The sequence below is a fragment of the Chryseobacterium sp. MYb264 genome (assembly GCF_035974275.1).
GTDB lineage: Bacteria > Bacteroidota > Bacteroidia > Flavobacteriales > Weeksellaceae > Chryseobacterium.
This window is the reverse complement of the sequence record NZ_CP142422.1, coordinates 994,304-1,006,797: the sequence shown is the minus strand read 5'-3', so window position 1 is coordinate 1,006,797 and position 12,494 is coordinate 994,304. Positions and strand designations below refer to the sequence as shown.

Sequence of the window (12,494 nt, the reverse complement as noted above, 5' to 3'; positions counted from 1 at the left end):
CTTCATATTTTCCACAAAGTTACCAAAAAATTACGAAGCGGTTTCTCCATGGGTAATGCCATATTCTGTCTCAGAGATCATATAATCAACCACTTTGGTAAGATCTCCCGTTTCTTTGAAAATAGTAAGCTGCCGGTCTGCCCCCGTTCCGTTTTCCAGAATTTTCCAGGCATATTCCACTTCTGAACGACATCCCAGGTCATCCACCACATCATCAATAAATTCTAAAAGTTCTTTTAATAAATCAGGATAAGGAACAGATTCTTCTTTGCCAAAATCAATCAAATGTGCTTCGATTCCGCTTTTGGAGGCGCGCCATTTATTTTCATTTAATAATAATCTTCGGTAGCTTCTGAAACTTAAATTCTGCTGATGAAGTTTATAGATTTTAGCTACCAAAGCCTGCATAATAGCAGCCAAACAAACCGTTTCATCGATTCTCAGCGGCATATCGCAAATCCTGAATTCGATAGTAGGATAGAAAGGGTGAACGCGTAAGTCCCACCAGATTTTCTTCGCATTATCAATCGTTCCGGTTTTCACCAAAAGATCAACATAGCTGTCGAATTCTGCCAACGAATTGAAGAAACTCGGAATTCCTGTTCTTGGAAACTTTACAAAAATTTCCTGTCTGTATGATTTAAAACCTGTATTTCTGCCGATCCAAAAAGGAGAGTTGGTAGAGAGCGCATAAACGTGTGGCAGGAAATACCTCATCACATTTTGAATTCTTACCCCTTCCTCACGATTGGGAATCCCTATGTGAACGTGAAGTCCAAAAATAAGGTTTCCACGCGCCACGTCACCCATATCGTCTACAATTTTATTGTAACGTTCACCGTTGGTGATGGTATTGTGCTCCCAGTTTGAAAACGGATGTGTTCCTCCGCCGGACACACGAAGACCCTGTTCGTGAGCGGTTTTAATTAAATGTCTTCTTAAATTCGTCAGCTCGGCTCTTGCTTCCTGAATATTCTGACAAATACCTGTTTCCATTTCAATCATGGATTCGTGCATTTCGTGTTTTAAATTTTCACTTAAAACAGCCTTTCCACCTTCAATGATTTTAGAAACGTGAGAGATCAGGTCTCTGCTTTCAACATCAATAATTTGATATTCTTCTTCGATTCCAATGGTAAATTGATGCATTTTTTTTCGTGCTTTTATTTTTTTTGATGTTAAACTTTAATAGTTGGATGTAGCAAAGGCCTAAAAATGTTGTCTGTAAGGATTTTTTTCATTCTACTTTCAAAAAATTCTTATCCCTCTGCTTTTTCCAATGGGAATATTTTTAAATGGGATCTAAAAGTTTAAACTCATTCATTTTATTTTACTGAATCTTTCACAAATGTTCCCCAAGAGATATTTGGTTTTCCCGGAACATATTCTTTAGCTTTTTCAATGGCTAATTTTGCAGCATGCTCTACGATCCACGCAAAATTTTCTTCTCCGACCGAGTTTCTGTCGGCATCCGGAGCAGGATTGCAGAAGTCAATCGCATAAGGAATTCCGTCTCTTATGGCAAATTCTACTGTATTAAAATCATAACCAAGCGCCTTATTCATTTTAATCGTATAATCATGAATGGTCTTCAATAATTTTTCCAATTCTTCGCCTTGTGTCTGATGCGTTGTTGCATATCGTAAATGATGCGCATTTCTCGGCTCGTAAGGCATAATGTGAACGTATTTCTGACCTAAACAATATACTCTATAATAGTCATCAAAAATAATTTCTTCCTGAACCATCATGACCAATTGTCCTGTTTCGCTTAATTTATTCCAAAGATCATCCGGACTTTCTACTCTGTAAACGTTTTTCCAGCCGCCACCATCGTGAGGTTTCATATAAGCCGGAAAACCAACATAATCGAAAATATAATCCCAGTCATGAGGGAATTTTAAATTTCTGAAAGAGGTTTCTGAAGTATCCGTAGGTCTTTCGTGAGAAGGAAGTAAAACCGTCTTTGGAAGAGGGATCCCAAGTTTAGACATCAATGCATTATTAAAAAACTTTTCGTCTGCACTCCACCAAAATGGGTTATTGATAACGTAAGTTCCGTTTAATGCAGCGTTTTTAAGATAAGCTCTGTAGAAGGGAACGTCCTGCGAAATTCTGTCGATAATTACTGCATATCCGTAGTCTGCACCTTGCTCAAGCTTATCGATATGTACTGCTTCTGCCACGATTTCTCCACCTCCCAATTCGTTCACTTTATCGATAAATGCCCAAGGAAAGGTATCTTCCATACCGAATAGAATTCCAACTTTTTTTGCCATAATTGTATTTTTTAACGTTTTTATATTAATATTTGATTTTAATTAGATTTTTTAAGAGAAGAATGTGCCGATAAAGGTAGGGAAAACCATTCTCCAGAGTGGCCAGTCATGATTAATCCACTTTCTTTCATCATACCAGAAATCGATTCCTTTTGAGCTTAAAATTTCTGCCATTTCAATATTTTTATCTTTACAAATATCCTGATCTGAAGTGCTTAAAACAATGTGCATATGTTTGTATTTCCAGGCTTCATCATTTTTCACAAACTCTCTTGGGCAGTTGTAATAAACCAGTTCGTCAGAATACCCATCCATAAAATTCCTTATGCTAAAAGCTCCGGAAAGACAGAATAAATGCGAAACTAAATCGGGAAATCTAAAAGCAAAATTTGCTGCATGATAACCGCCAAAACTAGCTCCAGCCACCGCAACACGATGAACTTTATGAATTTTCTGAATGTAAGGAATAAACTCTTTGATCAAAAACTGAACATATCTTTCATAATTTCTGATTCTTTGCTGTGGAGAAATATTGTCATCATAAAAACTCCATCCGTCAATCGTTTGGATATTATATAATTTAACTTTTCCTTGTTCAACAAACCAATTGATGCTTCCATTTAAATGAAAATCATTGTTTTGGGTATATTGACCTTGCGAAGTCGGAAACATAACGATTGGATAGCCATAATGTCCCGTAACCTCTACTTTAAGGCTTGTTCCTAAAATATGTGAATAATAATCCGTATGCTCTATGTGCGGCATTTTTTTTCTTATTTGGTTTTTTAATTGATATTTTTAACTCGTCGGTTTGCTTTTCGGAGGAAGAATATTCAGCATTTCGGCATGAATTTTCTCTGCTGCCTTATCCAATTTTTCCTGAACTATTTTAGAATCATTCGATTTGTAAACAATTCCAACATGGTAATCAATTGGTAAAAATTTTACGACTTCCTCACTTTCAAATTCGGTATAATTTGGTTCTTTATCTTTAATTAAAGCAATGATCAATCCTGAATAATAACCTGTTGGTTTAGAAATTTTATAATTATTTCCTCTCAGCAAAGCATCTTCAATTTTTGCCCATTCTCTCCAGATATTAATATTGCTTGAAGCTTCCACCAAATCAGGAATATGAGCACCTCCAACTCGCGATGATGTTTCCAGAAAATAATATTTTCCATCTTCTTTGCTGCGGATAAACTCCGTGTGAGTCGCGCCGTTCATCAATCCGAAATTAGAAAGAACTTTTTCATTGGCTTCTTCCAAAGCTTTAAATTCATCAGAATATCTTCCTAATGTTTTTGTTCTGAAAACACCGCCTTCATGAGAAACCTGCATCGGGGGAGCCAAATATTTTGAAGCAGAAGTGAAAACAATTTCTTTATTAAATGTCAAGCTGTCAACATGATAAACATCTCCAGGCTTAAAGCTTTCCAAAAGGAACAAATGGCGTTCTTCTCCCAGTGTATTCAATGCTTCCCAAAGATCATCTTTGGATGTGAGTTTTTTAATTCCTGATGCAGACGCTTCCGAACGGGGTTTTAAAACCCATGGAGCAGGGACTTTGTCTACGAAATCATTGACTTCATCATTATTGAACACAGCGGTAAATTCAGGCACATTGATTCCTGAACTTTTTGCTTTTTGTCGCATGGCCAGCTTATCTCGGAAGTAACGGTGTGTTGTCTGTCCCATGCCCGGAATTCTGAAAGATTCCCGAATCAGGGCAGCTTTTTCCACGTCATAATCGTCTAAAGCAATGACAGCATCCACTTTTCTGGTTTGCATCAGATGGGAAAATCCCTGAACGAGATGTTCAAGATTCCACACGGAAGGCTTTACCTCAGGCATATAAAATACCTCATCAATGGCATGCCACGGCCAGTCTTTTTCTTTAAGATTTTCGGATGTTACTAAGATTATTTTATTACCGAGCTGCTTCATTTCATCCATGAAGTCATAGCCCTTATAATAGCACGAAATACATACTATTGTTTTCTTCTCCATATAATGTTTTTAATGTTTTTGTAAATTTTCAAAAATAAAATTAAATCTTTGTTAATTAGTTAATGGTAAAAACTGAATTATGATATGTTTTTGAAAATTACTCTACCAATTATACAGAGAATTTTTGATATAAACTAATTTTTAGTGATAATTTTCAATTAAATCTGCCAATAACTGCACTCCAAAGCCGGTTGCTGCCTTTTCTTTAGCATATCCAACGCTTCCAAAAGCAACTCCTGCAATATCTAAATGTGCCCATTTGGGATGATCTTCAATAAATTGTTCTAAAAATTTTGCCGCAATAATACAGTCTCCGATAGGTTTCATGGAAATATTCTTCAGATCTGCCACATCAGATTGGATATCGTCTTTCCAAACATCCCAAAGAGGAAGGTTCCAAAGTCTCTGATTGGTTTTATCACCGGTTTTTATTAATAGATTTTTGAATTCTTCGTCATTCGAAAACATCGCACCGCAAGTATCACCAAACATTCTCACCGAGCTTCCAGTTAAAGTAGCAAGATCGATCATGAAATCTGTCTTGAAGTTTTTGGCCATATAGGAAAGTCCGTCTGCGAGGATCATTCTGCCTTCCGCGTCGGTATTTAGCACCTCAATGGTTTTTCCATTGTATGCTGTGATTACGTCGCTTGGAAGAAAAGCATTTTCAGAAATTGCGTTGTCGGTGATTGGTAAAATAGCAACGATATTCACAGGAAGCTGCATTTCCACAGCGTAAATTAAAGCTCCCAAAACAGCCGTTGCGCCACCCATATCCGATTTCATATAGTGCATGTTATCCGGATTTTTTAACGAGATTCCTCCTGTGTCAAATAGAACACATTTTCCTACCAAACCAAAAGTTTTAGCATTTTTTACAGTGGTTTTATATTCCAAAATCGTAAAAGCGGCATCATAAGCACTTCCTTGGTTGACAGAGAGGTAAGCCCCCAATCCCAACTCTTCACATTTTTTTCTATTGAAAGCAGTATACTTTAAGTCGTGTTTCTTCGCTAAGTTTTTTAAATATAAACTTAAAGTATCAGGCTTTTTAAGATTAGCGGGCTTGTTCAGCCATTCCTGACAGGCGATTTGTCCGTTACTCAACGCTTCCACTCGTTGGCTGATCGTATCTAATTTTTTCTGACTTAAATTTTCAAAATGAAGCTCGAATTTAGAATCCCAGACAGGATGATCTTTTTCAAAAGGGTAGTGGTAAGTTCCGATTAACAGACCTTTTGCAAATTCTTCAAATTGTCTTTCATTCATAAAATCAGCAAAAAACAAAGTCGGAACCGCGTGGATTTTTTCCTTTTGTGTTTGAGAAAATTTTACGGCAACCTGCTGAATTTCGAAATTTTGTAAAGTAGATTTTCCTAAACCTATAAAATAGGTAATTCCTTCTTCATGGGCGTTTATAAAAACTTCATGCTTTTTTCCGGTAAAGAAATTAGCAATGTTTTTATTGAAATTTTTGCCCGTTTTTATCCATTCTTCTTCAGTAAAAAGATGGAATACCTGAGTGTAGCTTTTATTTTTTGTATTAATTAAATTCATAATTTTAATTTTTAATGCTTTGTTGGTGCGGTTTTACTTCCACAGGGTTTTCAGTGTTGTTATAATACAGCCATTCAATCGCTCGGGGAAACTCCTGAGACCAGTAGAACTCATTGTGTGTTCCTTCCGGATTGATGCTTGTTTTAAACTCAAAATCAAAAAGGTTTTTCTTCTCCCAGCGTTTTAAATAGTCTTCAAAAATATGGATTCTTTTGACCATTTTTGATCCTTCCTGACCTCCGCCGTAAAGATAGATTTTTGTTTTGAACGGAACTCTGAAATTCATCATCGGGAAATTATTATTCGGTTCTACCCAAAGTGACGGTGAAAAAATAAGAAGTTTCGAATAGACTTCAGGATACAAAAATCCGCTGTAAATACTTATTAAAGCTCCCAATGAACTTCCGCCAATTCCGGTATTATCTCTATCCCTTTTTGTGCGATAGTTCTGATCTACATAAGGTTTCAACGTGTCTGTGATAAACCGGATGTATTTTTTCCCTTCAGAACCGTTCGCGACATTATCATTATCAAATATATATTCTTTAATTCGTTCTTCACTTCCATGTTCAATCGCGATAATGATCACATCGCCACGACCGTATTCGGAAAGAATAGACAATTTTTTGTCGATTTCCCAATTTCCGTAGCCACTTCCTTCGTTGAATAAATTCTGGGCATCCTGGAGGTAAAGGACAGGATAGTCTTTATTAGAAACATAATAATCATACGGTAAGACCGCCCACACCTTACGGTACCGTTCCAGCTGTGGAATGTAAAATTCTTCCGATATAATTTCTGCAATAGGAAAATATTCCTCTTTAAAAGGCCCCCAGTTAAATCTCCATTTCACAACAACGTCAGAAGTGACTCCCTGTGATTTTGTAGCTTTTTTATTAGGCGTGATATTTCCGTACTGATCAAGTTCAACATTTTCCCAGCCTCCTTTAGTAAATTTATATTCAATAGTTTGGGGCAGGAGATCATCTGCTATTTCTATACAGTATTGATTGTGATCCCTTTGTTTAAGCTGAAACTTACGGTCTCTGGGATTCCATTGATTAAAATTTCCTGTGATATAGATGATTCTATCGTCACTTTCTTCGGTATAAAGTTCAAACCTCATCGTGTTTTCTTAATGATTTTCAGACTTATAAATTTATAAAAAAAACTTTTATCTTAATCGTTTAAAATCATAAATTTAAGAATGAAAATTGTTCTATATTTGAAAAGAACAAGTATTATACAGACATAGGCGTAGTAATTATTTAATAATAATTAACCCTTCTTATGGCTATTTTTTCGTAGTTTCAGAGAAAATAATAAATTAAATTAAAACCGTGATGAATTCGGTTAAAACGTATACACTTTTTACAGAGCAGGATATTTACCTTTTTAAAGAAGGTAAACATTATAAGTTGTATGAGAAATTCGGTGCCCATTCTGCCGAAAAAGATGGTGTAAAAGGTATTTATTTCTCAGTTTGGGCGCCCAACGCCAAAAAAGTTTCTGTAATAGGAAACTTTAACAACTGGAATCATAATGATCATATTTTATTCCCGCGCTGGGATGAATCCGGAATTTGGGAAGGATTTATTGCAGATTTAACGTGGGGAACTTTGTATAAATATGCCATTGAAACTCCCCGTGGAGAAATTTTGGAGAAAAGTGACCCTTATGCCTTAAGCTGGGAACAGAATATTCAGGCAGCATCGATGGTTTCGACCAATTGGTATGAATGGAACGATAAAGAATGGCTTGAAAACCGTTGGAAAATAAACAGTTTAAATGCTCCGATTTCGGTGTACGAAATGCATTTAGGTTCTTGGCTTAGAAATGAAAGTGAACCTGAACGTTTTCTGAATTATCGTGATGTTGCAAAAAAACTGGTTCCCTACATCAAAGAGATGGGTTTTACGCACGTAGAATTTATGCCTTTGATGGAATATCCGTATGATCCGAGTTGGGGATATCAGATCACAGGTTTTTTTGCGGCAAATTCACGTTTTGGATCACCACAGGATTTGATGTTTCTGATTGATGAACTTCATAAGAATGAAATTGGAGTTATTCTCGATTGGGTTCCTTCCCATTTTCCGGGTGATGCTAATGGTTTACATCGATTTGATGGTTCTTATTTGTATGAACATGAAGATCCCCGAAAAGGTTTTCATCCCGATTGGAAGTCTCATATTTTCAATTACGGAAGAAACGAAGTGCAATCTTTCCTTATTTCAAACGCTATGTTTTGGCTGGAAAGGTATCATGCTGATGGATTGCGTGTTGACGCGGTAACTTCCATGCTTCATCTTGATTATTCGAGAAATGAAGGCGAGTGGGAACCGAATATTTACGGAGAAAATGTAAACCTGGAAGCCAAAGCTTTTTTACAGGATTTTAATACAGCGGTTTACAAAGAATTTGGAGATAATATTATAACAATTGCGGAAGAAAGTTCAGATTTTCCAATGTTAACGAAGCCTGTGCACGACGGTGGCGTGGGATTTGGTATGAAATGGATGATGGGCTGGATGCATGATACGTTGGATTATTTTAAAGAAGATCCTCTCAACAGGAAGTTTTTTCATCATAAGCTCACGTTTGCTTCTATGTATATGTATAATGAAAATTATATGATGCCTTTGTCACACGATGAAGTGGTGCATGGAAAAGCGAGTTTAATTTATAAAATGCCGGGCGACGAATGGCAGAAATTTGCAAATCTTCGTGCGTTGTATGTCTATATGTTTACCCATCCGGGGGCAAAATTGCTTTTCATGGGTGATGAATTCGGACAAACAGGCGAATGGAATTTTAAACAAAGCCTGGATTGGCATTTATTGCAGTATCCTGTTCATAAAGGTTTACAGACTTTAGTGAAAGATCTAAATCATCTCTATCGATATGAACCTGCTTTTTACGAAAATCAATTCAATAAAGATGGTTTTGAATGGGTAGAAGCAGATGATCTTGAAAATTCGGTTTATGTGTATCTTAGAAAAGGGAAGAAGAAAGAAGATGTTTTTATGGTTGTTTTAAATCTTACTCCCCGAGTGATCGATTATAAAATAGGAGTGAATGCAGGCAGTCATTGGGAAATTATTTTTAATTCTGATGATGAAAGATATGCGGGAAGCGGAGTTCAGCCTGAAATTTTCAGCGAGCAATTTGAAGATTATATGAGGCATCAGAAATCAATCAGTATACAATTGCCGCCGCTTGCAGGAATTGTACTGAAAAGAAAAGACAAAAAGTACAAACAAAATAGAATCAAACAACACAAAAGATAAAAAATAAAAATGGTAGTTTATCATCTCAGTACGGAGTGTTATCCGATAGCGAAAGTAGGAGGTTTGGCAGATGTAGTAGGCGCTTTACCGAAATATCAGAACAAAATAAAAGGTGTTGATGCGAAAGTAGTTATGCCTTGGTACAACAAAAGTTTCGTTCACGAACATGAGTTTGACATAGTTTTTGATGGTTTCATTCACCAAGGGCCAAATATGCTTCAGGTTCAGGTTTTGAAAGAGAAAACCGATGTTTTGGGATTTGAACTTTTTATGGTTAGAATTCCCGGACTTTTAGACCGCGATAATCCTTACGGTTATCAGGATGAAAGTTTTCAGTTTTTGGCCTTTCAGCATGGAGTTTTGCATTGGTTGAGCGCGATGGAAATTCGTCCCGATATTCTGCATTGCCACGATTATCATACAGGCTTGGTTCCTTTTATGATCGAACATTGCCATGAATTTTCGTTTTTGAGAGGTGTAAAGACCATAGGAACCATTCACAATGGCGAATATCAGGGAATGATGAGCTGGGAAATGGCAAACTATATGCCTTCTTTTGACTCTTATAAATGGGGATTGATGGACTGGAACGGTTTTATTAATCCTTTGGCAAGCATGATTAAATGTGCGACGGCTTTTACAACAGTTTCTCAAGGGTATCTTGAAGAACTTTTTGTAAGTTTCAGAGGCTTGGAAAGCCTGGTTCGCGATGAGTTTGGTAAAGCGTACGGAATTATCAACGGAATCGATTCTGATGTTTGGAATCCTGAGACCGATCCGATGCTTGATTTTAATTTTAATATTAAAAATGCCATCGGTCAAAAGAGGAAAAATAAAGAAAAGCTTTGTAAAGAATATGGTTTAAAACCAGAACTTCCATTGTTTGCCTTTATCGGAAGATTTGCTACAGAAAAAGGGGCGGATTTTCTTCCGGATGTAGTTTGGAGAAGCATTAAACAAAGTTATGGTGCTTTAAATATTATGATTTTAGGCTCCGGAAATTCTTATATTGAAAATAAACTGAAAGAATACGATTATACGTATACCAATTTCGCTTTAGATTTAGGGTATAAAGAACATCTTTCACATAAAATATATGCTTCGGCAGATTTTTTACTGATGCCTTCGAGAGTAGAACCTTGCGGTTTGAATCAAATGTATTCCATGCGATACGGAACAATTCCTATTGTAAGATATACAGGTGGTTTAAGGGATACGGTGGAAGATATTTCGACAGGCGGAGCGGGAATTAATTTTACATTTCCTGGCGTAGACGATATTATTCATGCGATGAACAGGGCGTTAGGCATTTATAATGAAAAGGATGTGATGAAAAATCTTATCAATGCCAATATGAATTTTGATTTTTCATGGGAGAAGTCGGCAGAAAAATACATAGCTTTATATAAAAACTAAAATATTGAAAAAGCTGTCTTTTTTATTCCTGTTGATATTGATGTTTTCTTGTAAGGAAGAAGGGAGTTATCGCGGAGGGTACTATTGGATTTATACCTACGGTTATCCGAGAATGGATTTTCACGAAGCAGCAGATGGGATTTCAGATAAATGGAAAATTAAATATCATTCAGTGTCCGGATGTATGATTGATAAAAAAGTAATGGACAGTGTTGATGCTGAAAATAAAAAGACCTACGCTGCCATTGAAAGAAGATACGGAAAAGATTGGAGGCAAAAATATGACAAAGACATTGATGACTTTATGATGAAGAAAGTTGATGTTATGGATGTTTTAATCACCAATAAATTATTCAGAGATGAACTAAAGAAATATTATATAGAAATTTACGACGTAGACAAAGATGTAAAAGAGTTGGGAGATAATTTATATAAAGTTGTAGTTTATAATCAAAAATTAAAAGCTGAAAATAAAGAATGTTTTTCAGTAAACGTAAACACCAAGGATAGAACAGTAAACTTAATAAAATAAAACGCAGATAATTTATGAATCACAATGTAATTTCCATTGTTTTAGGCGGAGGAAGAGGAACAAGGCTTTTCCCTTTAACGTATACAAGATCAAAACCGGCCGTACCCATCGCGGGAAAATACAGATTGGTAGATATTCCTATTTCAAATTGTTTAAACTCCGGATTGAATAAAATTCTTGTGTTGACTCAGTTTAATTCTGCTTCTTTGAATTCTCATATTAAAAACTCTTATCATTTTGATATTTTCAGCAAAGGTTTTGTTGATATTTTAGCGGCAGAACAGAATGTAGAAAACGAAAGTTGGTATCAGGGTACTGCGGATGCAGTTCGCCAATCGATGAAACATTTAGAAAAGTACGATTATGAGTATATCTTGATTCTTTCGGGCGATCAGCTCTATCAGATGGATTTTGGCGAAATGCTGGATTTCCATATTGAAAAAGGTGGGGATGTTACAATCGCCACAATTCCTGTGAATGCGAAGGACGCAACAGGCTTCGGTATTTTAAGCTCAGATGATGGGGGAAATATCACTTCTTTTGTTGAAAAACCGACCAATGATCTTCTTGATGGCTTAAAGTCTGAAGTTTCTGAAGAAAATAAACATGCTGGTAAAGAGTATCTGGCATCGATGGGTATCTATATTTTCACTAAGACTATTCTTAAAAAAATGTTTGATGAAGGAGCAGGAGATGATTTCGGGAAAGATATCATTCCAAATTCCATCGGAAAATATACTACACTGAGCTATCAGTATGAAGGATATTGGACAGACATTGGAACCATCGAGTCTTTCTACGAAGCCAACTTAGATCTTTGTCAGGATTTTCCTCAGTTTAATCTGTTCTCATCATCGCCAATTTATACAAGAGCGAGAATGCTTCCTCCATCGAAAATTAACGGCTCTTACGTAAGCAAAGCGGTTTTTGGAGACGGATGTATCATTATGGCTGATAAAATTGAAAATTCGGTGATTGGAAACAGGACCAGAATTGATAAAGGAAGTACGATTGTTAACTCTTATGTAATGGGTGCAGATTTCTACCAAAATACCACTGAAATTGTAATGAATGACAGGAAAGGCACACCCAATATGGGAATCGGAAAATACTGCTATATAGAACAGGCAATTCTTGATAAAAACTGTTACATTGGAGACAATGTAAGAATTATCGGCGGAAAACATTTGAAAGATGGTGATTTTGGAACCCATTCAGTACAGGACGGCATTGTGGTCGTGAAAAAAGGAGCCGTTTTACCTCCGGGAACTCATATTGGGTAAAAGCAGGATGCTGGAAGCTTTATACTTTGAAAAAAAAGAAGAAGTATTTAATTTCACATATTAACTTCTGTCATCCATTCTTCGAGCTTCCATCCAAAATAAAAAAACAAGAGTGATCAAGATATTG

At 36.2% G+C, this 12,494-nt stretch carries 10 protein-coding genes; 4 read left to right on the top strand and 6 right to left on the bottom strand.

The window, feature by feature from the left end; genetic code table 11:
- Nucleotides 1-30: 30 nt before the first annotated feature.
- The 6 genes from VUJ46_RS04400 to VUJ46_RS04375 form a co-directional block, all read right to left on the bottom strand.
- Nucleotides 31-1,149: a carboxylate-amine ligase gene (locus VUJ46_RS04400; protein ID WP_326983788.1), complete on the bottom strand. Its 1,119-nt coding sequence runs from the start codon at nucleotides 1,147-1,149 to the stop codon at nucleotides 31-33.
- Nucleotides 1,150-1,325: 176 nt separating this feature from the next.
- The gene (locus tag VUJ46_RS04395; RefSeq protein WP_326983787.1) at nucleotides 1,326-2,279 is read right to left on the bottom strand and encodes an ATP-grasp domain-containing protein; all 954 of its coding nucleotides are present in this window, start codon (nucleotides 2,277-2,279) and stop codon (nucleotides 1,326-1,328) included.
- Nucleotides 2,280-2,330: 51 nt separating this feature from the next.
- Nucleotides 2,331-3,044 (bottom strand): alpha/beta hydrolase-fold protein, encoded by a 714-nt coding sequence (locus tag VUJ46_RS04390; protein WP_326983786.1) that lies wholly within the window; start codon nucleotides 3,042-3,044, stop codon nucleotides 2,331-2,333.
- A gap of 33 nt (nucleotides 3,045-3,077) precedes the next feature.
- Nucleotides 3,078-4,289 carry an ATP-grasp domain-containing protein gene (locus VUJ46_RS04385; RefSeq protein ID WP_326983785.1) on the bottom strand — a complete coding sequence of 404 codons (1,212 nt, stop codon included), beginning with the start codon at nucleotides 4,287-4,289 and terminating at the stop codon, nucleotides 3,078-3,080.
- A gap of 141 nt (nucleotides 4,290-4,430) precedes the next feature.
- Complete coding sequence (locus tag VUJ46_RS04380; protein WP_326983784.1) at nucleotides 4,431-5,846, bottom strand: M17 family metallopeptidase; 1,416 nt, start codon at nucleotides 5,844-5,846, stop codon at nucleotides 4,431-4,433.
- 4 nt (nucleotides 5,847-5,850) lie between these two features.
- Nucleotides 5,851-6,972 carry an alpha/beta hydrolase gene (locus VUJ46_RS04375; RefSeq protein WP_326983783.1) on the bottom strand — a complete coding sequence of 374 codons (1,122 nt, stop codon included), beginning with the start codon at nucleotides 6,970-6,972 and terminating at the stop codon, nucleotides 5,851-5,853.
- Nucleotides 6,973-7,189: 217 nt separating this feature from the next.
- Here VUJ46_RS04375 and glgB point away from each other — a divergent pair, with 217 nt between their 5' ends.
- Genes glgB through VUJ46_RS04355 form a run of 4 tightly spaced genes read left to right on the top strand, consistent with a single transcriptional unit; the run spans nucleotide 7,190 to nucleotide 12,367 of the window.
- Nucleotides 7,190-9,136, top strand: coding sequence for a 1,4-alpha-glucan branching protein GlgB (gene glgB, locus VUJ46_RS04370; protein WP_326983782.1), 1,947 nt, complete (start codon nucleotides 7,190-7,192; stop codon nucleotides 9,134-9,136).
- Between the two features lie 9 nt (nucleotides 9,137-9,145).
- Nucleotides 9,146-10,552: a glycogen synthase gene (locus tag VUJ46_RS04365; protein WP_326983781.1), complete on the top strand. Its 1,407-nt coding sequence runs from the start codon at nucleotides 9,146-9,148 to the stop codon at nucleotides 10,550-10,552.
- A gap of 4 nt (nucleotides 10,553-10,556) precedes the next feature.
- Entirely contained in the window at nucleotides 10,557-11,084 is a 528-nt protein-coding gene (locus tag VUJ46_RS04360) for an FEKKY domain-containing protein (RefSeq protein WP_326983780.1), read from the top strand.
- Nucleotides 11,085-11,098: 14 nt separating this feature from the next.
- Nucleotides 11,099-12,367 carry a glucose-1-phosphate adenylyltransferase gene (locus tag VUJ46_RS04355; RefSeq protein ID WP_326983779.1) on the top strand — a complete coding sequence of 423 codons (1,269 nt, stop codon included), beginning with the start codon at nucleotides 11,099-11,101 and terminating at the stop codon, nucleotides 12,365-12,367.
- The last annotated feature ends 127 nt before the right edge of the window (nucleotides 12,368-12,494 follow it).